This is a genomic window from Mycobacterium sp. E3251 (assembly GCF_001666835.1).
Taxonomy (GTDB): domain Bacteria; phylum Actinomycetota; class Actinomycetes; order Mycobacteriales; family Mycobacteriaceae; genus Mycobacterium.
Genome location: NZ_LZJF01000148.1, coordinates 29,469 through 52,061, shown reverse-complemented (window position 1 = coordinate 52,061; position 22,593 = coordinate 29,469). Strand labels below are relative to the sequence as shown.

Sequence of the window (22,593 nt, the reverse complement as noted above, 5' to 3'; positions counted from 1 at the left end):
CTGGCGGGCTTTGTCGCCGACAGCGGACTGCGTCCGCGCTACCCGGCCGTAGAGGTTTACCGGGTGGAGGTCGCCGGTGATCCGGGCGCCCCGTACTTCGCGGACGTCGACCGGTTGCCCCGGGTGGACGGCGGACCGGAGGCGCTGCTGCGCCTCGACGAGCGGCGCCGGCTGCAGGGCCTGCCGCCGCTGGGCCCCGCGCTGATGACCGCCGACGCGCGCGGCGCCGGATTGCCGGTGCCCTCGGTGACCATCACCGACACCCCGGTGGCCCGCGAGACCGATTACGGCCGGGTGGACCAACATTCGTCGGCCATCCGGGCCGCGGGCGACGCACGGCATACCTACAACCGGGTGCCCGACTATCCCGTCCCCGGGGCCGACTTGGTCGTCGGCGCCTGGAGCGGCGGCCGGATCACCGTGTCGAGCTCGTCGTCGGACTCCACCGCGATGCCCGACGTCGCGCCGGCGACCTCCCCCGTCGCCGCCATCGACGGCGACCCGGCGACCGCGTGGGTGTCCAACTCGCTGCAATCGGCGGTGGGCCAGTGGCTGCAGGTCGATTTCGACCACCCGGTCACCAACGCGGCGATCACCCTGACACCCAGCGCGACGGCCGTCGGCGCGCAGGTGCGCCGCATCCTGATCGAGACCGCCACCGGCAGCACCACCTTGCGGTTCGACGAGCCCGGCAAGCCGCTCGCCGCCGCGTTGCCCTACGGCGAGACGCCGTGGGTGCGGATCACCGCCGCGGGCACCGACGACGGGTCCCCGGGCGTGCAGTTCGGCATCACCGACCTGTCGATCACCCAGTACGACGCGTCCGGATTCGCCCACCAGCTCGACCTGCGGCACACCGTGCGCGTCCCGGGGCCGCCGCCCGGCGCGGCGGTCGCGGGCTGGGACCTGGGTTCCGAGCTGCTGGGCAGGCCGGGCTGCGCGTCGACGCCGGAGGGCGTGCGCTGCGCGCCGTCCATGGCGCTGACACCCGAAGAGCCGGTCAATCTCAGCCGGACGCTGACCGTTCCGGCACCGATGTCGGTGACCCCGTTGGTGTGGGTGCGGCCGCGGCAGGGGCCCAAGCTGGCCGACCTGCTCGCCGAGCCGAACACCACCAGGGCACGGGGCGACTCCGACCTGGTGGACGTCCTCGGCTCGGCGTATGCGGCGACCGACGGCGACCCGGCGACGGCATGGACGGCACCGCAGCGGGTGGTGCAGCACAAGACCCCGCCCACCTTGACGCTCACCCTGCCGCGGCCCACCGAGGTCACCGCGCTCCGGCTGGCGCCGAGCCGGTCGGCGTTGCCCGCCCATCCGACGATGGTGGCGGTCAACCTGGGCGACGGCCCGCAGGTGCACGCGTTGAAGCCCGGTGAACCGCAGACACTCCCACTGCATCCCCGGGTGACCGACAGCGTCACCGTCAGCCTGTTGGACTGGGAAGACGTCATCGACCGCAACGCGCTGGGTTTCGACCAGCTCAAGCCGCCGGGGGTGGCCGAGCTGTCGGTGCTCGGTGCCGACGGCACCCCGATCGCGCCCGCCGACGCTGCCCGCGATCGCACGCGCGAGATCGCCGTCGACTGCGATCACGGCCCGGTCATCGCGGTCGCGGGACGGTTCGTGCACACGTCGATCAGCACCACCGTCGGCGCTCTGCTCGACGACGAGCCCGTTGCGGCCCGGGCGTGCGACCGCGACCCGATCGCGTTGCCGGCGGGGCAGCAGGAGTTGCTGATCAGCCCGGGCGCCCAGTTCGTCGTCGACGGCGTTGCGCTGTCCCCGCCGGCCGCGGCCGCCGCCGCGCCCGGCCCCGTCGGGGTTCCGGCGTGGCGGGTGTGGGGCCCGGACCGTCGCGAGGTGCAGGCTCCGCCGTCGGCCACGTCGCGGGTGCTGGTGGTCCCGGAAAGCATCAACCCCGGATGGGTGGCGCGCACCAGCGCCGGGGCGCGGCTGACCCCGGTCGCCGTCAACGGGTGGCAGCAGGGCTGGGTGGTGCCGCCGGGCGATCCCGGCACGATCACGCTGACCTTCCCGTCCAACGCGCCGTACCGGGTGGGGCTGGGGTTGGGGCTGGCCTTGCTGCCGCTACTGGCCATGCTCGCGCTGTGGCGCACCAGAGGCAGGCCGGCCGACGACGCGCCCGCCCAGCCGTGGCGGCCGGGGCCGTGGGCGGCGGTCGCGGTGCTGGCCTGCGGGGCGGTGATCGCCGGCGTGGTCGGGGTCGTGGTGGTCGGCGGCGCCCTGGGCCTGCGGTACGCGCTGCGCCGCCGGCGCGTGGACGGGGCCACGATGGTCCTGAGCGCGGGCGGGCTCATCCTGGCCGGCGCCATGTTGTCGCGGCATCCCTGGCGGTCGGTGGACGGCTACGCGGGCCATTCCGCGAATGTTCAGCTGCTGGCGCTGATTTCGCTCGCGGTGGTCGCCGTTTCCGCGGTGACGATGGGCGATGCGGCGGGCCGCGCCCGCGACGAATAGCGGTCGGGGGTATTGGCTGACGGTTTACCGGCTGCTTGACTGGATATGCGGGTCTGTGTGACCGCCACCGTCCAAGGAGTTACGGCCATGGGCTGGTTTTCCGCTCCCGAATATTGGCTCGGCAGACTGGTGCTCGAGCGGGGCGCCGCGGTCGTCTACCTGCTCGCGTTCGTCGCGGCCGCGGCGCAGTTCCGGGCGCTCATCGGGGAGCACGGCCTACAGCCGATTCCGCGGTTCTTGGCCGGGCAGTCGTTTTGGCGGGCGCCCAGCCTGTTTCATCTGCGTTATTCCGATCGCCTGTTCTCGATGGTCTCCTGGTTCGGCGCCGCGCTGTCGGCGGCGATCGTCGCCGGCGCGGCCGACGCGGTGCCCGTCTGGGCGGCCATGCTGATGTGGCTGGCGCTGTGGGTGCTCTACCTGTCGATCGTCAACGTCGGGCAGACCTGGTATGCGTTCGGGTGGGAATCGCTGTTGCTGGAGACCGGTTTTCTGCTGATCTTCCTCGGCAACGACCAGGTGGCGCCGCCGGTGCTGACCTTATGGATGGCCCGGTTGCTGCTGTTCCGAGTGGAATTCGGCGCCGGGTTGATCAAGATGCGGGGCGATCCGTGCTGGCGCGACCTGACGTGTTTGTACTATCACCACGAAACGCAGCCGATGCCCGGGCCGTTGAGCTGGTTCTTCCACCATCTGCCCAGGCCGCTGCACCGAATCGAGGTGGCGGGCAACCATTTCTCGCAGTTGGTGGTGCCGTTCGGATTGTTCGCGCCACAACCGGTGGCCGGCATCGCCGCCGCGATCATCGTCGTCACCCAGCTGTGGCTGGTGGCGTCCGGTAACTTCGCCTGGCTCAATTGGGTGACGATCTTGTTGGCGTTCAGCGTGATCGACGACTCGTGGGTGGGTTCGGTTGGTTTGCATGATCGTCCGGCGTTCCCGGCGACGCCGGTGTGGTTCGCCGCGTTGGTGATCGCGTTCGCGGTGGCGGTGTTGTTCATGAGTTACTGGCCGGTGCGCAACATGCTGTCCTCACGGCAGCGAATGAACATGTCGTTCAACGCTTTTCACCTCGTCAACACCTACGGCGCGTTCGGCAGCATCGGGCGCGTCCGCCGCGAGGTGGTGATCGAAGGCACCGAGGACACCCGCCTCAGCGACCAGACGGTGTGGAAAGAATACGAATTCAAGGGCAAGCCCGGCGGCGTGCGCCGGCTCCCGCGCCAGTGGGCGCCCTACCATCTGCGCCTGGACTGGCTGATGTGGTTCGCCGCCATCTCGCCCGGCTACGCGCAGCCATGGCTGACCCCGTTTCTGCAGCGGCTGCTGCGCAACGATCGGCCCACGCTGCGCCTGCTGCGGCACAATCCATTTCCGGATTCACCACCGCGCTATGTGCGTGCGCAGCTCTACGAGTATCGCTTCACCACCCCCGCCGAACTGCGCCGCGAGCGGGCCTGGTGGCATCGGACACTGATCGGTGGCTACGTCCGGCCGCTGGCGCTGAAGACGGCGACGTCACAGCACGGCTGACCGAGGCCGTGTCGCCATCGTGGGGCGAGGGCGCGAAAGTTTGCCAAATGCCCATCGAACTGAACGTCGACGGTGTATAGCGGTCACTGTGAGCTACGTAGGTATTAGCTCAGCAGGAGGATGGGACCATGGCCACCACACGGATGATCGGCGCAGCCGCCATGTTCGCCGGTTTGGCTGTCGTCACCGCTGGTGCCGCGTGGGCCGACACGACGATGAGCGGCCACTACACCTGGACCTCGACAACCCCTCGGGGCTCGGCGATGTCCGGCGACTACTACTTCACACCCTGCGGCGACGGATGCGCTTCGGTGGCAACCACACCCGGTGGACAGGCCGTTGCCCTGGCGCGGCTGATCAACGGGCAATGGACGATGGAAGGCACCTGGGCCATCCGGTGTGCCGACGGTAGCTCCGGTCCCAATGAGCCGTACCACCACACGTGGGATCCGAATACCCTGGAAGGCACCAGCACCCTGACGTATAACGTGCCGGCCTGCGGCCACCCACCGGGATATCAACAGACCAATCACCTTCAACTCAGGCAGGTGCCCTGACGCGAAATGCCAGTCTTGTCAAGGACTTACGCCACGGTAAAGGAGTCGAGCATGAGAACAGCCCTCGTAGGGTTGGCAACGGTGCTGGCCCTCTCCGGCTTCCTGTGGACCGCCGACCTGATGCTGGGCGCCGGCACCGCCCACGCCGTCTGCTCCACGAACAACGGCGGCAACCAGCCGCCGGAGTGCGCCCCGCCCGAGGGACCGCCGGGCTGCTACACCTCACACATCTGCAGCCAGATGTGGTGCCCGAACCTGGGCGAACTGCGGCGGATGCCGGACTGGGACAGAAACGTCTGCCACACCTATTACTTCGCGCCCGACTCGGGCCTGCCCGCCCTGATGGTCCAGGGACAGCCGCCGGGATTACGGCTGCCGCCCAACACCGGCGTCTGCCCGCCGCTCGCCTGGATGTGCCCGTGAATTACAGCGTCTCGTCCAGCTCGCCGAGCCGGTCGGTCAGCCGCAGGTTCTCCGAGTAGTCGACCGGGCAGGAGATCACCGACACCCCATCGTCGTCGAGTGCGGCCCGTAGCGTCGGCAACAGTTCCTCCGCACTGTTGATCCGATACCCCTTGGCGCCAAAGCTTTCCGCGTAGGTCACCACATCGGGGTTGCCGAACTTCACGTAGTAGTGGGCGCCGAGCTCGAGATCCATTTTCCACTCGATCAGGCCGTAACCGCCGTCGTCCCAGATCAGCACGACCAGTGGTATACGCTCGCGGACGGCGGTCTCGATTTCCTGCGAGTTCATCAGGAACGCGCCGTCCCCGACGACCGCCAGCACCTTGGACTCGGGACGCGCCAACTTGACACCCAGCGCGCCGGGTAACGCAAACCCCATGGTGGACAACCCATTTGATACCAGGCAGGTGTTGCACTCATACGTCGGGTAGAGCCGCGCCATCCACATCTTGGTGGCGCCGGTGTCCACCAGGACGACGTCACTGCGGCCCAGCGCGGCGCGGGTATCGGCCACCACCCGCGCCGGAGCGAGCGGATAGCGCGAATCCTCTTGCCCCCGTGCGAATTCCTCGGCCAGCAGGCCGTGGCCGGGCACCTCGGGATCGGCCTCGTAGGCGTGGCCGTCGAGCCCGTCGGTCAATGCGTCCAACGAGGCGCTGATGTCGCCGATGATCCCGACGTCCACCGAATAGTGCGCGTCGACCTCGGCCGGGAACCGGTGGATGTGGATGATCTTCTTGTCCGCCTGCGGGTTGATCCGGACGGGGTCGAACTCCTGCAGCTCGTACCCGACCGCAATGACCACGTCGGCGTTGTCGAAGCCGAAGTTGACGTAGTCGTGCCGCATGAACCCCAGGGTCCCGATGCTGTTGGGATGGTCGTCGGGCATCACGCCCTTGCCGTGGAAGGTGTTGGCCACCGGGATACCGAATTGCTCGGAGAACCGGACCAGCGCCGCGGTCGCGTTGCCGCGGGCGGCGCCGTGCCCGGCCAGCACCACCGGCCGCTTCGCCTGGCGCAGGATGTCGACCGCGCGCTCCACCTGACCGGGTGCGGGCGCATCGGGGCGGACGACGTTGCGCGGCAACGGCGTCAGGTCGTAGTCGGTCTCGTCGGCGTCGATGTGCTCGGGCACCGCGAGGTAGACCGCCGCCGGGCGTTCGGTCTCGGCGACCTTGAACGCCTTGCGGAACATCTCGGGGATGGCCCGCGCCGTGGGGACCCCGGCCGCCCACCGAGTGATGGGCGCGAACATCGACACCAGGTCGACGTACTGGTGCGACTCCTTGAACTCCCGGTCGTGGCCCACCTGCGCGGAGATCGCGACCAGGGGGGTGCTGTTGGTGGTGGCGTCGGCCACGCCGAGTTGCATGTTGATCGCGCCCGGCCCCAGGGTGCTCGACACCACCGCGGCGCGGCCGGTCACCCGTCCGTACATCTCGGCCATGAAGGCCGCGCCCTGCTCGTGCCGGGTGAGCACGTAGCGGATGCTCGACGACGCCAGCGCCTGCACGAAGCGGATGTTCTCCTCCCCCGGCAGCCCGAAGACCACGGAAAGGCCCTCGTTTTCCAGGCACTTGACCATCAGCTCGGCGGCTTTACTCATCCGGCACCTCCCTCGAGGGAACGATAGTGGCAGGCTGGGTGTTGGAACTTTTACCAACCCCGAAGCGAAGGATGTCAGCGTGCCCATCGCCACCATCAACCCGGCTACCGGCGAGACAGTCAAAACCTTCACCCCGGCAACCGACGAAGAAGTCGATGCGGCCATCGCCGCCGCCTACGCCCGGTTCCAGGACTACCGCCATAACACCACCTTTGCCCAGCGCGCGGGGTGGGCAAACGCCACCGCCGATCTGCTGGAAAAAGAGGCCGACGACGTCGCCGCGATGATGACCCTGGAAATGGGCAAGACCTTGAAGTCGGCCAAGGCCGAAGTGCTCAAGTGCGCCAAGGGCTTTCGCTATTACGCGGAGAACGCCGAAAAGCTGCTGGCCGACGAGCCGGCCGACGCAAAAGCGGTCGGCGCCAAGCGGGCCTACACCCGCTACCAACCGCTCGGCGTGGTCCTGGCCGTGATGCCGTGGAACTTCCCGCTGTGGCAGGCGGTGCGGTTCGCCGCACCGGCGCTGATGGCCGGCAACGTCGGCATCCTCAAGCACGCCTCGAACGTCCCGCAGACCGCGCTCTACCTCGCCGACGTCATCGCCCGCGGCGGGTTCCCGGAGGGCTGCTTCCAGACACTGCTGGTCTCGTCCAGCGCCGTCGAGCGCATCCTGCGCGACCCGCGGGTGGCGGCCGCCACCCTGACGGGCAGCGAGCCGGCCGGGCAGTCGGTCGCCGCCATCGCCGGCGACGAGATCAAACCCACCGTGCTCGAGCTCGGCGGCAGCGACCCGTTCATCGTGATGCCGTCGGCGAACCTGGACGAGGCCGCCAAGACCGCGGTGACCGCGCGCGTCCAGAACAACGGCCAGTCCTGCATCGCCGCGAAGCGGTTCATCATTCACACCGACATCTACGACGCGTTCGTCGACAAGTTCACCGAGCGGATGCAGGCGCTCAAGGTCGGCGACCCGACCGACCCGGACACCGACGTCGGGCCCCTGGCCACCGAGTCCGGCCGCGACGACATCACCAAGCAGGTCGACGACGCGGCCGCGGAGGGCGCCACGATCCGGCTCGGCGGCAAGCCGCTCGACGGCCCGGGGTGGTTCTACCCGCCGACGGTGGTCACCGACATCACCAAGGACATGGCGCTTTACACCGAAGAGGTGTTCGGCCCGGTGGCGTCGATGTACCGGGCGAAGGACATCGATGAAGCGATCGAGATCGCCAACGCCACCACGTTCGGGCTGGGCTCCAACGCCTGGACCAACGACGAGGCCGAGCAGCAGCGCTTCATCGACGACATCGAAGCCGGCCAGGTCTTCATCAACGGCATGACGGTGTCCTACCCCGAGCTGGGGTTCGGCGGCGTCAAGCGGTCTGGTTACGGCCGCGAACTCGCCGGCCTCGGTATCCGCGCCTTCGTCAACGCCAAGACCGTGTGGGTCGGCGACGTCGACGCCGGGGACGCAGCCGGCGGCAGCAAGGTCGAGTAACCGCCTCAGGCGGACGCGGCCGCCAGGGCCTTCTCGTCCTCGTCGGCGAAGGTGTCCTCCAGATGCAGCGGAGAGTAGTCGAGGTCGATCTCTTCGAGCGGCCGCCCCCGCGCGCTGGAGATGGTGCCGAAGCGCCGCATGCCCTTGTCGGACGCGTACTGCATGAACTCGTCCACCGAGAGGCCGAAGGGCATCGGGTCGTACAGGGAGAAGCCCTCTTCGATGAGGCGCAGCCCCAACGGCATGAGCTCGTTCATGCGTGTTTCGAACACGCCCCAGTTGGCATCGTCGGCGGCGACGTGGCGACGGCAGGTGAAGGTGCCCCACGCCATGTGGCGGCGCTCGTCGTCGCCGATGCGCCGGACCAACTCCTGCATGCCGGGCAGGATGCCGCGCTCCACGCAGATCTTGTGCCAACCGAAGTAGCCCGTGAGCGCCAGCATGCCTTCGACCATGTGGTTGTAGGTGACCGAGGCCCGCACTTGGGCGGCCGGTGACGGGTCGACCGACAAGGCGTTGAGGCAGTCGGGCAGCTCCTCGTAGAAGATGGTCCGGTAGGTGGGGATGTCGTCGAGGTACTGGTGCAGGTCGTCGGTGACGCCGACGGCGTCGAGCCACATGCGGAACACCTGAACGTGCTTGGCTTCCTCGAACGCGAACTGCGTCAGGTACATCTCGTCGCCCAGCCGGCCCTCGACCCGCATCGCGGACATGAACGGCTGAATGTCCTCGGTGACCGCTTCCTCGCCGGCGATGAATTCCGCGCACAGCCTGATGGCGTAGTGACGTTCGTCCTCCGAGAGCTCCTCCCAGTCGGCGCGGTCGCGGGAGAAGTCGATGTCAGCCGGGTCCCAGAACTTCGCGTTGCCGCCGGCGAACAGCCGCAGCGGCAGGCTGTCCCAGTTGAGTCCCCCTCGAACCATCGAGTTCGTATGCGTGCGTGTCATGAGACCTCCTCGGATCGTTGTGGGGCTGACTGGACGGGCGGGCGCGCTGACGCCGCGAAGGCGGCGGCCAGCACACCGACGAGCCGGCGCACGGCCAGGGCCGGCTGCTCCGGGGTGGGTTCGTCGAGCCCGAGGATCGGGTCCAGGCCGCGCATGTAGGGCGCCAGCGCCAGGTGCGGAAAGATCAAGAGCAGCAACGACATCAGCGCGTCGGTATCCGAGTCGGCGCGCAGATCGCCGCGCGCCTTCGCGTCCCGAACGAGGGGCCGCATCACTTCCAGGTAGTGCCGGTGGATGACGTTCTGCACGCTGACGCGGGCTTCGGTGTCGACCTCGAGGGTCGCCGCGGCGTGCAGCGCGCGCTCGTGCGGGTGGTCGGCGAAGTAGGCCACCCACGCGTCGAGCCAGTCGGTGAGGAAGTCGAAGAACGGCCGGCTCGGGTCCAGCTCCTGGATGCGGTCCTCCATGTACGCGCGCACCCGCTGGCTGGCGATGTCGGCGATGAAGGCGTACAGGTCGCGCTTGTCCGCGAAGTACTGGAACAGGCTGCCTTTGGCGACACCGGCCCGCCGCGCGATGACGTTGAGGCTGCCGCGGGAGAACCCGTGCGCCCCGAACTCGTGTTCCGCGGCTTCGATGATCGCCGCCCGTCGGGCGGGGTCGACCCGCCCCCAAGTCACCGTTGGCAATGCGCCCCCTAACGTCGATGACCACTGGTCATATTACGGTGAGCTGCGTCACAGTCAAGGGTAGGCGCATCGCTTGCGGCCGAGCATCACGCCAGCGTGGCGTTCGCTTCTAAGGCCGCATCTGGTACGCGCCGTTGAGGGGAAGGATGTGCTCCTTCCAGATCTGCGCATAGCAGGAGGGGTCGTGCACCGGGCGGCGGATCATCCGCGTCGCGAATCGGGCTTGGTCGTCCGTCGTCGCGGGTTTGCCGCTCAGCTCCACGGCATAGCCGTTGAAGTCGCGGACCAGCACGGCGAAGATCTCGTCGATCAACGTCTCGTCGACGTCGGACAGCGCGGCCTCCTCGAGGATGAGCTGCGCGTAGGGCACCGTCGCGAACAACTGGCCCACGGCGAACGCGAAGTCGACGTCCCGCTGCTGCGCGGCATCGGGGGTCGCGCTGGCCAGCATGTCGGCGAGCACGTCGATCTGCTTGCGCAGCAATGCCACGTTGGGCAGGTGCCCGAAGCCGTCGAACGGCGCCCGCCAGTCGTGGAAGCGCACCTTGCCCAAACCCCCGGTCGGTCCTTGCGCGAACAGGAACGTGTCATCGGCCGCGTCGTCGCGCCGGCCGATGATCGGCAGGTCGGCGTTGGGGGCGAACAGGAAGTTGGGCATGAACTTGGCGAGCAGCCCGATGTTGATGTGCACCGTGCCCTCGAGCCTTGGCAGCAAACCGATCTCGCGGGTCACGGCCTCGAAGAAGGTGTCCTTCTCCACCCCTTTGGCGGCGATCACGTCCCACAGCGCGATGACGACCCGCTCCCCTTCGCTGGTGATCTTGGCCTTGGTGAGCGGGCTGTACAGCAGGTAGCGCCGGTCATCCGCCGAGGCGCCGCGCATGTAGTCGCAGGCTCGGGTGGCGACCAGCCTCATCGCGACCAGCCGCAGGTAGGCGTCAGTGAGCAACCGCCGCACATGGCTGAAGTCGGTGACGACGGTCCCGTACAGGACGCGGTTGGAGGCGTGGGTGACCGCCTCGTACATGGCGTGGGTGCACATGCCGACCGCGCCCCAGCCCAGGTTGTACTTGCAGACGTTGACGGTGTTGAGCGCGGCGTGGAAGGCCCCGGGACCGCGATGCAGGATGTCGGCCTCGGTGACCGGGTAGTCGCGCAGCGCGTAGTTGGCGACGTAGTTCTGCGAGTTCACCACGTTCTTGATCAGGTCGTACCGGTCGTGCTGGGAGTCGGCGGCGAAGAACACATACTCGTCAGATCCGGCGATCTTGCCGAAGGTGGAGACCATCCGCGCCACGTTGGCGTTGCCGATGTAGTACTTCTCGCCATTAGCGACCCAGCCGTTCTCCGACGGCGTCAGGATCATGTCGGTCTGGTAGACGTCGGCGCCGTGGGTCTGCTCCGACAGGCCGAAGGCGAACACCTCGCCGGCCTCCAGCTGCGCGGCGGCCTTGCGCTTGGCGTCGGTGTTGTCGCTCATCCAGATCGGGCCCAAACCCAGCGCCGTGACCTGGAAGGGGTACCAGTAGCTCAGCCCGTAGAAGCCCACGATCTCGGCGAACTCGCTGATCCGGTAGGTGTCCCAGCGGCAGGCATCCGCTTCTGAGGCACCGTACTCGGACGGCGTCAGCAGCGAGGCGAAGATGCGCTCGCGCCCGATGTGGTCCAAAAAGTCTGAGTACCACACCCGTTCGTGATCATCGGACTTCAGCCGCGCCTTGCCCCGCGACTCGAAGAAGTCCACCGTCGCGGCCATGATCTCCCCCGAGCGACGGTCTGGATATTGACGTTGCAGATGGTTGGGATTGAGCAGCATGACGGGGCTCCCGCGGGGTTCCGGTTCGGACGAGGGTGACGGTACTGCACCGCCGGGGCCGTCGGGGCGGACCGGAATAAATCGGCACTGTTGTCCGACCACCGAGTCGACCTAGCATCAGTCCCGTGTCAGAACTCAATACCGCCCGCGGCGCCATCGATACCTCCGACCTCGGCGTGACGCTCATGCACGAGCACGTGTTCATCATGACCACGGAGATCGCCCTGAACTACCCCGAAGCCTGGGGCGACGAGGAACGCCGGGTGGCCGACGCCGTCGACCGGCTCAACGAGCTGAAGTCCCGCGGGGTGGACACCATCGTGGACCTCACTGTGATCGGGCTCGGCCGCTACATCCCGCGCATCGCGCGCGTCGCCGCGGCCACCGACCTGAATATCGTTGTGGCGACCGGGCTTTACACCTACAACGACGTGCCGTTCCGGTTCCACTACGAGGGCCCGGGCGGCATGTTGGACGGCCCGGAGATCATGACGGAGATGTTCGTCCGCGACATCGAGCAGGGCATCGCCGACACCGGCGTCAAGGCCGGGATCCTCAAGTGCGCCACCGACGAGCCGGGCCTCACCCCCGGCGTCGAGCGGGTGCTGCGCGCCGTCGCCCAGGCGCACAAGCGCACCGGGGTGCCGATCTCCACGCACACCCACGCCGGGCTGCGGCGCGGGCTCGAACAGCAGCGCATCTTCGAAGAGGAGGGCGTCGACCTGACCCGGGTGGTCATCGGCCATTCCGGTGACAGCACCGACATCGGGTACCTCGAGGAGCTCATCGCCGCGGGCTCGTATCTCGGGATGGACCGTTTCGGCCTCGACGTGATCTCGCCGTTCGAGGAGCGGGTGAAGATCGTGGCACAGATGTGCGAGCGCGGGCACGCCGACAAGATGGTGCTCTCGCACGACGCCAACTGCTATTTCGACGCGCTGCCCGAAGAGCTGGTTCCCCAGATGGCGCCGAATTGGCATTACCTGCACATCCACAACGACGTCATCCCCGCGCTCAAGGAGCGCGGCGTCACCGACGAGCAGCTGCACACCATGCTGGTCGACAACCCCCGCCGCATCTTCGAGCGCCAGGGCGCATATGAGTGAGCCGGTCGCGCCGATCGGCACCCAGATCGCCGCGCTGGCCCAACTCGCGCCCGACGAGCCCGCCGTCACCTGTGACGGGCTGACGCTCACCCGCACCGAACTCGACGCCTCCACGAACCGGTTGGCCCGCGCCTACGCCGACCGCGGCGTCGGCGTAGGCGACTACGTGACCATGGTGCTGCCCAACTCCGTGGAGTGGATCCAGGCCGCGGTGGCGTGCTGGAAGCTGGGCGCGGTGCCCCAGCCGCTGTCGGCGCGGTTGCCGGACGCGGAGCTGCAAGGGCTGCTGGAGCTGCGGCCGCCGGCCCTGCTGGTGGGCCGCGAGCATCCCCAAATTCCCAGCGTCCCAGCCGGTTTCACCCCCGGCCCGGAATGCTCCGACGCGCCGCTGCCGGAAGCGGTGTCGCCGGTGTGGAAGGCGATGGGGTCCGGCGGCAGCACCGGCCGGCCCAAGCTCATCGAATCCGGCGGTGACAGCCGGATACCGGCCGCCATCGGCTATCCCCTCGGCGCGCAAGAGGGCGACACCACCCTCGTCCCGATCCCGTTGTCCCACAACACCGGTTTCACCACCGCGACGCTTGCCCTGTTGATGCGCCATCACCTGGTGTTGATGAGCCGGTTCGACCCGGAGCGGTTCCTGCGGCTGATCACCGAACACCGCGTGACCTTCCTGACCACGGTGCCGACGATCATGCAGCGGGCGCTGCCCGTCTACCACGCCGATCCCGGGTCCTACGACCTCTCATCCATCCGGCGGTTCTGGCACATGGGGGCGCCGTGCCCGCCCGCCGTCAAGCAGGCGTGGATCGACCTGCTTGCGCCGGAGAAAGTCTGGGAACTCTACGGCGGCACGGAATTACAGGCGCTCACCTTCATCTCCGGCGACCAGTGGCTGACCCACCGCGGCTCGGTGGGCGTGGTGGTTGCCGGCGAGATGAAGGTGCTCGACGACGACGGCAACCCCTGCCCGCCCGGCGTGGTCGGCGAGATCTACATGCGTCCCGGCGCGGGCAGCGCGCCCACCTACCGCTACGTCGGCGCCACGGCGAAGAGCCGCGACGGCTGGGATTCCCTCGGCGATCTGGGCCATTTCGACGCCGACGGGTTCCTGTACCTTTCCGATCGTCGCGTCGACATGTTCACCGTCGGCGGCCGCAACGTGTACCCAGCCGAGATCGAAAATGCGTTGTCGGCACACCCGGACGTGTTGTCCTGCCTCGTGGTCGGCGTTCCCGACGTCGATCTGGGACAGGTGCCCTACGCGCTGGTGCACGCGGCAGACGGTTCCACGCTGGACGCCGCCGGGGTGCTGGAATTTCTGCGCGAGCACCTCGCGGCGTACAAGGTGCCGCCGACCCCCGACTTCGTCGAATTCGTCGACGCCCCGTTGCGTGACGACGCCGGCAAGGCCCGGCGGTCCGCGGTGCGCGCCGAGATCGTCGCCCGCCTGCAGGCGGCGGAAGCGAGCTGACGTCTGTAGTGCGCCCCACATCGGCCAGAGAATTGGGCTGTTTCGCGCTCGGTGTTTACGAGCTACGCGCTAGATGGTCACCAGTTTGCATATTCGGGGGTTCGGCGTCTCTCACCCTGGTGCGCCATGCCGAAACGGATACACGGCACAACCAGTCGCTCAGTAGCCAGCTTGGCGGATTAACGAGCTGAAAGGTCCCGCGCACGCTGCGAGATGAGGCGGCAATGCATGAGCGGTCACGGTGACTGGCCCACACCGACGTCGGTTGCCTAAACTTTCGCTCGTGCATGAGATATTACGGGTGCATACAGCGGGTTTGCAGGCGATGGCCACCCGCTGGGCCGCCTCTGCTGAGGCACTAAACGCGACGGCGTCGCCGGCCAATCTCGGCTTTTCGTGGCAGCCCAGCACGGCCGCAGTCAATGCCGCCCACGCCGAAGTCACTGTCTTCTCCATGGCATTGGCCACGCGGGTAAGTTCTTGCGCTGCGCACGTCGCTGAAGCAGACACCCGCTACCTTGCCAACGAGGCTCAAGCGGCTAATCGTCTGGCCTCTGTGATGCAACCGGTGACCAGCGTGTAGCGATGGCCGCGATCGCAGGGGTTCCTGGGCTGTCAGCGCTGTTAGCCTGGCCCACTGACCATCTCACGGATGCGGCCGTCCAATGGGAGACCGTTGCCGAGCGCAGCTATGCACTGTCCCACCAGGTCTGGCGGGAAGCCGTCTCGGTCGATTGGCGAGGTGAAGCCGCCGATGCGGTGCGCGTCACGACGCACGCCGACATGCGAACCACCAGCGCGGCAGCCGACCAGCTACAGGCGGCGGCCCGTGTCGCGCGCAACGCATCCTCGGATTTGCACGTGGCCCGCTCCCGCCTCCGCTATGCCGTACAAGTTGCCCAGAGTGCGGGATACGAGGTAGGCGAGGACCTTTCGGTTACCGATCGCCTGAGCGGCGGATCGACCGCACAGCGAGCAGTTCGCCAAGGCGAAGCGCAAACACTCGCCAGCGATATCCGTCAGCGCGCTGCCCAGCTCGTCGCACTGGACCAACAGGTCGCTGGCAAGATTTCCACCGCCCTAGCTGGCATCGGCGCCAGTTTCCCGCGACACCCAGCCCTTGGCAGTCCACCGAAAGACAGCCACGTTTACAGCGTTGACAACCACACCTTTAAAGATGACCCAGCCCGGCCGCCATGGGAGCCACCGCCACCGCCATACCCTCAAGGACCGCCTGCAGGCCCAGGATTGCCACCTGAAGGCCTTCGCCCACCTGTCGAAGGACCACTGACCACAGGACCAGCTAGTAAGCCGAGTGTCGCGTCGAAAGGTGGCCAGAGCTTGTGGGACAAGGACGGTGGCGAGTGGCGATACGACCCCGGCCAGGATTCACGTCACTACCCGCATTGGGATTACAACCCGCACGCACAGAAATTTGATCAGTGGAGAAACGTCGGAATCAACGACCTCCCAACCCATAAGGAAGGGGTAGCTCCGCCGCGCTCGGGCACGGTCGGCACCCCGCCCGCCGCCCCAGCCCCGCAACCCGCACCCCCTGCGCCTAAACCACCAGCGCCAAAGCTCGGTGAGGGGCCGATGATTGGCGGCGGACCCTCCTTCGGACCACAAGTAGTCCCGCCTCCCCACGCCCATCCGCACTGGCTTGGTGAAACCAACATCGAAGAATGGGAGGAAGGTCCGGCCGGCAGCCACTAACACAATCTGGCCATTACGATCTTGTTTAACGGTGAGAAAGCACGGTGCTTATGAGCCTGATCTATGCCGAACTGGCCGAGAAGTTGCACTTCGGCGATGACGCGGTGTTGTTGGCCATGGACGACGCCGGGGTAAGTGAAGTGCGGGCCGCGGTGACCCAAGCGGCGCAGCATGGTTCGGCTCAACTGGACCATGGTGCGACGATTCACCAGTTTTTCATCGAACCCGGCGCAGCTGAGGTTGAGTTCCATGAAGGTCTCGTGGTTTGGCGGCTCGATGCCGCCAAGGCGGAGGAAATCACGGTATTGCTGGACTCAATGGTCGACTCTGGAATCCCCGAAGGCCACCACTATGTGGATATCTCCAAGCCTGCAGACATGCTCGTCCTCTCGCGAAACGAGTACCCCCTGAACCTTCTACCTCCCGAAGCCGTATACCCCCCGCCCGCCCATTCTGCTTTTTGAGGACCGTCGGGTCGGCAGCTACTACGTCTGCCTCGCCGAGATCGCGAACACGCTGGGGCACACGGCCGACGTCTCGGTCCTGGATTCGGTTGGCGTGCAGGCGTTCTGCATGACCCGGGGCGGACCACAAGGTGCCCTATAACGTCGAGTTCGTCCAGCAGACCTGCGGTCGCAACAAGCCGACTCGCAAGCGGCCTGACACGCGCCAAGAATTCTCCAAGCCTGCGGGCTCATCATCTGGCAATGCAGATCGAACCGCTGAGTACCGAGCTGATCGAACGCTACCTGCGATCGCGTGAGTTGCGCTTCTTCCGCAGCGATGACGGCGAGGAGTTCATGATGCTGCCCAGCTACGAGCGCGGCAAGCTGCACGTGAACCTGCGTATCAACGGTTTGCGGCGCGATGTCTTCGAGATCTCGATCAGCCCCGCCGGGCACTACCCCGCCACCGAGCGGACGCGCCTGATGGAGTTGGTCAACGACTGGAATCGCGAAACCCATTGGCCCAAGGCGTTTGTGCGCGAGACCGCCCGGCCCAGCCATGTCAGCGTGGTCGGTGAGAACGCTTACCTGCTGAGCGACGGCATCCACGTCGAGGGGCTGGGTAACCTGGTCCGATCCACCGTCGAGTACGGTGCCGATCTGTTCCAGAAGATCGAGCGCGCAGTCTGCCTGCCGTCCGCCGACACTCTGGAAGAGTGGATGGACCGTACCGGCTAGGGCGCGATCGCGTCCGCCTCGGCGTCCACGGCGTCTGCGGTTTCGGCCGGCCTTTCGCGTTTCTCCCAGTGCCGCAACGCTTCCCGGCAGGGCGACTCTACCAGCCCGTAGCTGACGGCGGCGATCGCCCAGCCGAAGACCATCGTCAGCGCCAACACCGCGGGCATGCGGCCGGTGAACGCGAACGTCCCGAGCACCGGGAACACCATGGCCAGCGCGGCCAGATGCCACACGAACAGGCCGTAAGACCACCGGCCCAGCGTCACCATGCCGGTGCTGCCCAGCAGCCGGTGCGCGGTGTCGACCCGGTCCAGCACCAGTGGGGCGACGAGCGCGAACGCCACCAGCGAGCCCGCGGCCGTCTTCACCGCGAACTGGGTGGCCGTGCCGGGAATCAGGCCCTCCGGGCCCGCCAGCGGGGAGGCCGCCAGCAGGTAGGCCAGCACGGCGACGGCGGCCATCGGCACCCGCCGGCGAGCGCAGCGGTGCGGCAGGCCGACCGGGCTGTGGACCCATTCGGCCAGCAGCATGCCCGCGGCGAACCAGGAGAAGAAGGCCGGCGGCCAATTGAGCGGGTTGGTGCCGGATCCGGAATGAATGGGCACCCAACCCCAGGCCCAGCTCAGCGCCGCCAGCGAGGCGATCGTCGGCACCCGCGCGCCGACCGGCAGCCGCCGCGCCAGCAACGCCAGCAGCGGCAACGCCAGGTAGAAGCTCACCTCGACCGAGAGGCTCCACATCTGGGTCAGCCCGCCGGTCAGGGTGAGCGGCACATAGATCTGGGTGAGGGTCAGGTTGGCCAGCCACACGGTCGGGCTGGCGTGATCCGCGTCGGGCAGCAGCGACAGGATCACGACGACAGCCACCACGTAGGCGGGCATGATGCGCACCACCCGAGACCGCAGATAGTGGCCGGTGCGGGGACGCGGTCCCAGGCCGCGTGCCGCCGCTGCGTGGCCGCGCCACAACAGGAAACCCGACAGCGCGAAGAACACCGCGACGGCGAGATCGAAGCGGCCGAAGAGCCGGCCGGGGACACCGCTGGAGTGCCCGGTCTGGAAAGCGACGTGCGTGACGACCACGCCCATGGCGGCGCAGGCGCGCATCCCCTCCACGGCGGGCAGGAAGCTGCGCGTCCCGCCCACCTGCCGGCCATCGGTCATCCCCACAGTCTGCATCTGATGGGTGGGGAGAACGAATGGGTACACCCGAGGCACCCGTGCGCGATAGCGACAGGTTCGTAAGCCGAGGCCTTACGTTCTGCTGTTAGGGTCGAACGGGTTTGCCTCGGTGCTTGCTCAGGTCGGGGCGGGTCGCGGCTGACGGCGCAAGAGAGCACTAGGAGGGCACAGCAACGTGAACCGAGCAGTCATGTTGCGGTTCGCCGCATGCGGGATCATCGGTCTCGGGGCCGCCCTGCTGATCGCCGCGCTGCTGTTGTCGACGTACACCACCAGCAGGATCACGAAGGTCCCGCTCAACATCGACAGCACGCTGATCAGCGATGGCACCGGGACCGCGCTGGACTCCGCGTCCCTGTCGACCGATCACGTCGTCGTCAACCAGAACGTCCCCCTGGTCTCCCAGCAGCAGGTCAGCGTCGAGTCGCCCGCCAACGCCGACGTGGTCACGCTGCAGGTCGGAACCTCGGTCCGGCGCACCGACAAGCAGAAGGACAGCGGCCTGCTGCTGGCGATCGTCGACACCGTCACCCTCAACCGCAAGACCGCGATGGCGGTCTCCGACGACACCCACACCGGCGGCTCGGTCCAGAAGCCGCGCGCGGTCAACGACGAGAACCCGCCCACCGCGATGCCCCTGCGGCACGACGGGTTGTCCTACCGGTTCCCGTTCCACACCGAGAAGAAGACGTACCCCTACTTCGATCCGATCGCGCAGAAGCCGTTCGACGTCAACTACGACAGCCAAGAAGACGTCAACGGCCTGACCACCTACAAGTTCACCCAGAACATCGGCTACAACGCCGACGGCAAGCTGGTGGCCCCGGTGCCGTACCCGTCACTGATGGCCGGCAACGAGGACGCCAAGCAGACCACCTCGGCGGCGATGTGGGGCGTGCAGGGCGGCGACCCGAACGAGCAGATCACCATGACCCGCTACTACGCGGCACAGCGGACCTTCTGGGTGGACCCGGTCTCGGGCACCATCGTCAAGGAGACCGAGCACGCCAACCACTACTTCGCCCGCGACCCGCTCAAGCCGGAGCTGACGCTGGCCGACTACAAGGTCACCTCCAACCAGGACACCGTGGAATCGCAGGTCAACGCCGCCCGCGACGAGCGCGACCGGCTGTCGCTGTGGTCGCGGGTGCTGCCGATCACCTTCACCGCGGTCGGTTTGATCGCGCTGGTCGGTGGCGGCCTGCTCGCCTCGTTCAGCCTGCGGACCGAGAGCGCGCTGACCGATCCCGGCCTGGACCGGGGTGACCAGGACTTCTTCGGCCGCAGCGGGCTCGAGGAGCCGGTGCCCGGCGCCGAGGCCGAGACCGAGAAGCTGCCCACGCAACGCCCCGGCTCGCGCGACGAGCCCGGCGCGGGCGCGCCCACTCTGGGCTCCGATGAGCCGCCCGAGTCGGGGCCGCCCGAGCCCGCCGGTCCACCCGAACGGGAATAGCCGGCCAGGTGCGCTGGACCCGACCCGGGTACGCGTTGGTCTTGGCGCTGCTGGTGGTCGGGCCGCTGCTCAAGCCCGGTTACCTGCTGCTGCGCGACGCGGTGTCCACGCCGCGGTCGTTTCTCTCCGATACCGCGCTGGGCTTGACGTCGGCGCCACGGGCGACACCGCAAGACTTCGCGGTGGCGCTGGCCTCACATGTGCTGGACGGCGGCGTGGTGGTGAAGGCGCTACTCATTCTTGGGCTCTGGCTCGCGGGATGGGGCGCGGCCCAACTGGTCGCCACGGCGCTGCCCGACGCGGGTGTGGCCGGCCAGCTCGTCGCGACCACGCTGGCGATCTGGAACCCCTATGTCGCCGAGCGGCTACTCCAGGGCCATTGGAGCCTGCTGGTCGGCTACGGCTGCCTGCCCTGGGTTGCGGCGGCGATGCTGGGGCTACGGACGGCCTCCGGCTCGTTCTTCGGGTTGGTCTTCTGGATCGCGCTGGCCGGGCTGACGCCGACCGGTCTGCTGCTCGCCGCGACCGTCGGGCTGGTGTGCGTGGCCGTATCCGGCGGCGGCCGGTCCCGCCGGGTGTGCGCCGCGGTGACGCTGGGCGCCGCGCTGGTCGCGGCGCTGCCCTGGCTGACCGCGTCGGCGCTGGGCCCGTCGTTGCCCTCCCACACGGCGGCGAACACGCTCGGGGTGGCCGCGTTCGCGCCGCGCGCCGAGCCGGGTCTGGGCACCCTCGCCAGCCTGGCCAGCCTGGGCGGGATCTGGAACGGCGAGGCGGTGCCGATCTCGCGGACCACCGTGTTCGCGGTGGCGTCGGCCGTGGTGCTGCTGGGCGTGGTGGCGGTCGGGTTGCCGACGGTGGCGCGCCGCCCCGCGGTGCGACCGCTGGTCGTGCTGGCGGCCGCGGCCGTCCTGGTTCCGGCCGGGCTGGCGACCGGCCCGGGCCTGCACCTGCTGGGCGCGCTGGTTGACGCCGCGCCCGGATTCGGTGTGCTGCGCGACGGGCAGAAGTGGGTGGCGCTCGCGGTGCCGGGCTACGCGTTGGCGGGCGCCGGTGCGGTGGTGGCGCTGAGCCGGTGGGTGTGGCCGGCCCTGACGGCGCCGGTGTGCTGCCTCGCGCTGATCTTCGCGCTGCCCGACCTGGCCTGGGGGGTCTGGGGCCAGGTGTCGCCAGTGCAGTACCCGCGCGGGTGGGCGGCGGTGGCCGCCGCGATCAACGGCCAGCCCGCCGCGGTGGCGGTGTTGCCGGCCGGCACCATGCGGCTGTACTCGTGGTCGGGCCGGGCGCCGGTGCTGGATCCGTTGCCCCGCTGGGTGCGCGCCGACGTCTTGAGCACGGGCGACCTGGTGATCTCGGGGACGGTCATCCCGGGCGAGGGCGCCCGGGCCCGTGCGGTGCAGCAGTTGCTGCTGGCCGGGCCCGACCCGTCCGCCCTGGCCGCCGCCGGGGTGGGCTGGCTGGTCGTGGAGTCCGACACCGCCGGGGACATGGGCGCGTCCGCGCGGACCCTCGATGCGCTGACGCCGGTCTACCGCGACGACGACCTCGCGCTCTACCGCATCGGCGGCCACACCGCCGGGGTGTCCGCCTCCGCCCGCGTGGCGACGCTGATCGCGCATCTGGCGTGGCTGGCGGCGCTGATGCTGGGCGGCGCCGGCGCGGCCGTCGGCGCGTGGCGGCGTCGGCGGATTGGTGCTACACCACGCCGCTGACCGGGTGGCCGGTCCGCACGGCATCCAACACCGCGCGCATGGCGTCGGCGCTTTGCCGCCATGAGAATTCACCGCTTCGGGTGTGCGCCTTGGCGCCGAGTTGATCGCGGAGCACGGGGTCGGAGAGCACCTCTTCGAGACGATCCACCAGTTCGGCGTGGGTGTCCACCAGGATTCCGGTCACCTCGTCGACGATCGAGTCCGACAGACCGCCCGAGGACCGGTAGCCGATAGTCGGCACCCGATGCTGGGCCGCCTCGACGACCGCCAGGCCCCAGCCCTCCTTGCGCGACGGCAGCAGTTGCACCCAAGAGCCTTGCAGCACATGGTGTTTGGTCACGTCATCGACGTGGCCGTGAAACGTCACCGCGTCGGAGATGCCGAGCCGATGGACGTGGTCGACGAGCCGCTGTCGCCACCAGCCGTCGCCGACGATGTCGAGGTGCAGGCCCGGCATGCGCGGCCGCAGCTGCGCGACGGCCTCGAGAGCGTCTTCGATCTGCTTGTGCGGCACCAACCGCGACAGGACCACCACCCGCGGCGTGGCGGCGCGCGGGCCGGACAGCGTGCGCGCCGGGGCCTCGTCGAGGCCGTTGCGCACCACGGCGATCCGCGCGTTGTCGACCCCGAGCGTCACCAGGTCGCGCGCCGACGGCAGCGACACCGTCACGTACTGGTTGCCCCGGTTCAGCCACGGAGACAACGTCGACTCGACGAACCAGCCGAGCCGGCCCAGCACCGGCCCGGCCACCGGCCACTGCTCGCGGTGGCAGTGGTGCACCAGCACGACGACCCGCCGGCCGTACACCAGCCGGGCGAGGAACGGCAGGCCGTTCTGGGTGTCGACGACCACGTCGGGCCGCACCCGCCGCAGCGGTCCGAGGCCCAGCCGCGCCGCCGCCATCGCGAGTAGAGCCCAGACGTAGACGGAATACCGGCCGCCGGCGCGGTCGATGCGCACGCCGTCGACCACTTCGCGCCGTGGAGCCCCGGGGTAGCGGGCGGTGCGCAGCGTGACATCAATGCCGGACGCGGCCAGCTGCGCGCCGATGCGCTGCAAGTAGGCTTCGCTGCCGCCGCCCTGCGGGTGTCCGGTATCGCGCCAGCACAGCAGGAGCACGGAGCGCAGACCAGACATCACCGGTCAGCCTAGCCCGGTGACCTAGCCCAGCGGCGATGCG

General features: G+C 68.5%; 17 protein-coding genes and 1 pseudogene. 12 read left to right on the top strand and 6 right to left on the bottom strand.

Going from position 1 to position 22,593, the window contains the following annotated elements:
- The 4 genes from A5697_RS18290 to A5697_RS18275 form a co-directional block, all read left to right on the top strand.
- On the top strand, positions 1-2,481 hold a 2,481-nt coding region (locus A5697_RS18290; protein WP_156673353.1), incomplete at its 5' end, for a discoidin domain-containing protein.
- A gap of 87 nt (positions 2,482-2,568) precedes the next feature.
- Positions 2,569-4,011 carry a lipase maturation factor family protein gene (locus tag A5697_RS18285; RefSeq protein ID WP_068011605.1) on the top strand — a complete coding sequence of 481 codons (1,443 nt, stop codon included), beginning with the start codon at positions 2,569-2,571 and terminating at the stop codon, positions 4,009-4,011.
- A gap of 128 nt (positions 4,012-4,139) precedes the next feature.
- On the top strand, positions 4,140-4,568 hold the full coding sequence (locus A5697_RS18280) for a hypothetical protein (protein WP_068011604.1): 429 nt from the start codon (positions 4,140-4,142) through the stop codon (positions 4,566-4,568).
- Positions 4,569-4,619: 51 nt separating this feature from the next.
- On the top strand, positions 4,620-4,991 hold the full coding sequence (locus A5697_RS18275) for a hypothetical protein (RefSeq protein ID WP_156673352.1): 372 nt from the start codon (positions 4,620-4,622) through the stop codon (positions 4,989-4,991).
- A gap of 1 nt (position 4,992) precedes the next feature.
- Here the strand turns inward: A5697_RS18275 and A5697_RS18270 are convergent, their stop codons facing one another.
- Positions 4,993-6,639 carry an acetolactate synthase large subunit gene (locus A5697_RS18270; protein WP_067947566.1) on the bottom strand — a complete coding sequence of 549 codons (1,647 nt, stop codon included), beginning with the start codon at positions 6,637-6,639 and terminating at the stop codon, positions 4,993-4,995.
- 79 nt (positions 6,640-6,718) lie between these two features.
- Between A5697_RS18270 and A5697_RS18265 the strand changes: the two genes are divergently transcribed.
- Positions 6,719-8,137: an NADP-dependent succinic semialdehyde dehydrogenase gene (locus A5697_RS18265; protein WP_067947564.1), complete on the top strand. Its 1,419-nt coding sequence runs from the start codon at positions 6,719-6,721 to the stop codon at positions 8,135-8,137.
- 5 nt (positions 8,138-8,142) lie between these two features.
- On the opposite strand, the gene A5697_RS18260 is transcribed toward A5697_RS18265, so the two are convergent.
- The 3 genes from A5697_RS18260 to A5697_RS18250 all read right to left on the bottom strand — a co-directional run bounded on the left by A5697_RS18260 (position 8,143) and on the right by A5697_RS18250 (position 11,589).
- Positions 8,143-9,084, bottom strand: coding sequence for a R2-like ligand-binding oxidase (locus tag A5697_RS18260; protein WP_068011603.1), 942 nt, complete (start codon positions 9,082-9,084; stop codon positions 8,143-8,145).
- Positions 9,081-9,773, bottom strand: a complete 693-nt coding sequence (locus A5697_RS18255) for a TetR/AcrR family transcriptional regulator (RefSeq protein WP_067947561.1) — start codon at positions 9,771-9,773, stop codon at positions 9,081-9,083. Before A5697_RS18255 ends, A5697_RS18260 begins: the two co-directional genes overlap by 4 nt.
- A gap of 109 nt (positions 9,774-9,882) precedes the next feature.
- Positions 9,883-11,589, bottom strand: coding sequence for an acyl-CoA dehydrogenase family protein (locus A5697_RS18250; RefSeq protein ID WP_068011602.1), 1,707 nt, complete (start codon positions 11,587-11,589; stop codon positions 9,883-9,885).
- A 125-nt stretch (positions 11,590-11,714) separates the two neighbouring features.
- On the opposite strand from A5697_RS18250, the gene A5697_RS18245 reads away from it, so the two are divergent.
- From A5697_RS18245 to A5697_RS18225, 5 genes are all read left to right on the top strand, one after another.
- On the top strand, positions 11,715-12,695 hold the full coding sequence (locus A5697_RS18245) for a phosphotriesterase (protein WP_068011601.1): 981 nt from the start codon (positions 11,715-11,717) through the stop codon (positions 12,693-12,695).
- On the top strand, positions 12,688-14,169 hold the full coding sequence (locus tag A5697_RS18240) for an AMP-binding protein (RefSeq protein WP_068011600.1): 1,482 nt from the start codon (positions 12,688-12,690) through the stop codon (positions 14,167-14,169). The genes A5697_RS18245 and A5697_RS18240 overlap by 8 nt, the downstream gene beginning before the upstream one ends.
- 283 nt (positions 14,170-14,452) lie before the next feature.
- A complete protein-coding gene (locus A5697_RS27315; RefSeq protein WP_231972102.1) occupies positions 14,453-14,752 on the top strand; it encodes a hypothetical protein in 300 nt (99 codons plus the stop codon).
- 1,183 nt (positions 14,753-15,935) lie between these two features.
- On the top strand, positions 15,936-16,349 hold the full coding sequence (locus tag A5697_RS18230) for a hypothetical protein (RefSeq protein WP_067947554.1): 414 nt from the start codon (positions 15,936-15,938) through the stop codon (positions 16,347-16,349).
- A gap of 243 nt (positions 16,350-16,592) precedes the next feature.
- On the top strand, positions 16,593-17,069 hold the full coding sequence (locus A5697_RS18225; RefSeq protein WP_068011599.1) for a YbjN domain-containing protein: 477 nt from the start codon (positions 16,593-16,595) through the stop codon (positions 17,067-17,069).
- Here A5697_RS18225 and A5697_RS18220 read toward each other — a convergent pair.
- A pseudogene (locus A5697_RS18220) lies at positions 17,066-18,305 on the bottom strand (acyltransferase family protein). The gene A5697_RS18225 and the pseudogene A5697_RS18220 sit on opposite strands and share 4 nt — an antisense overlap.
- Positions 18,306-18,425: 120 nt before the next feature.
- Here A5697_RS18220 and A5697_RS18215 point away from each other — a divergent pair.
- The gene (locus A5697_RS18215; protein ID WP_197501059.1) at positions 18,426-19,703 is read left to right on the top strand and encodes a DUF3068 domain-containing protein; all 1,278 of its coding nucleotides are present in this window, start codon (positions 18,426-18,428) and stop codon (positions 19,701-19,703) included.
- Between the two features lie 8 nt (positions 19,704-19,711).
- On the top strand, positions 19,712-21,412 hold the full coding sequence (locus A5697_RS18210; RefSeq protein WP_068011597.1) for a hypothetical protein: 1,701 nt from the start codon (positions 19,712-19,714) through the stop codon (positions 21,410-21,412).
- On the opposite strand, the gene A5697_RS18205 is transcribed toward A5697_RS18210, so the two are convergent.
- On the bottom strand, positions 21,396-22,550 hold the full coding sequence (locus A5697_RS18205) for a glycosyltransferase family 4 protein (RefSeq protein WP_068011596.1): 1,155 nt from the start codon (positions 22,548-22,550) through the stop codon (positions 21,396-21,398). The genes A5697_RS18210 and A5697_RS18205 overlap by 17 nt on opposite strands.
- Positions 22,551-22,593 lie beyond the last annotated feature (43 nt).

Coding starts and splice junctions, on each gene's coding strand:
- A5697_RS18285 (WP_068011605.1), top strand. CDS start 2,569: ATGGGCTGGTTTTCCGCTCCCGAATATTGGCTCGGCAGACTGGTGCTC.
- A5697_RS18260 (WP_068011603.1), bottom strand. CDS start 9,084: ATGACACGCACGCATACGAACTCGATGGTTCGAGGGGGACTCAACTGG.
- A5697_RS18225 (WP_068011599.1), top strand. CDS start 16,593: ATGCAGATCGAACCGCTGAGTACCGAGCTGATCGAACGCTACCTGCGA.
- A5697_RS18275 (WP_156673352.1), top strand. CDS start 4,620: ATGAGAACAGCCCTCGTAGGGTTGGCAACGGTGCTGGCCCTCTCCGGC.
- A5697_RS18280 (WP_068011604.1), top strand. CDS start 4,140: ATGGCCACCACACGGATGATCGGCGCAGCCGCCATGTTCGCCGGTTTG.
- A5697_RS18270 (WP_067947566.1), bottom strand. CDS start 6,639: ATGAGTAAAGCCGCCGAGCTGATGGTCAAGTGCCTGGAAAACGAGGGC.
- A5697_RS18240 (WP_068011600.1), top strand. CDS start 12,688: ATGAGTGAGCCGGTCGCGCCGATCGGCACCCAGATCGCCGCGCTGGCC.
- A5697_RS18250 (WP_068011602.1), bottom strand. CDS start 11,589: ATGCTGCTCAATCCCAACCATCTGCAACGTCAATATCCAGACCGTCGC.
- A5697_RS18230 (WP_067947554.1), top strand. CDS start 15,936: ATGAGCCTGATCTATGCCGAACTGGCCGAGAAGTTGCACTTCGGCGAT.
- A5697_RS18205 (WP_068011596.1), bottom strand. CDS start 22,550: ATGTCTGGTCTGCGCTCCGTGCTCCTGCTGTGCTGGCGCGATACCGGA.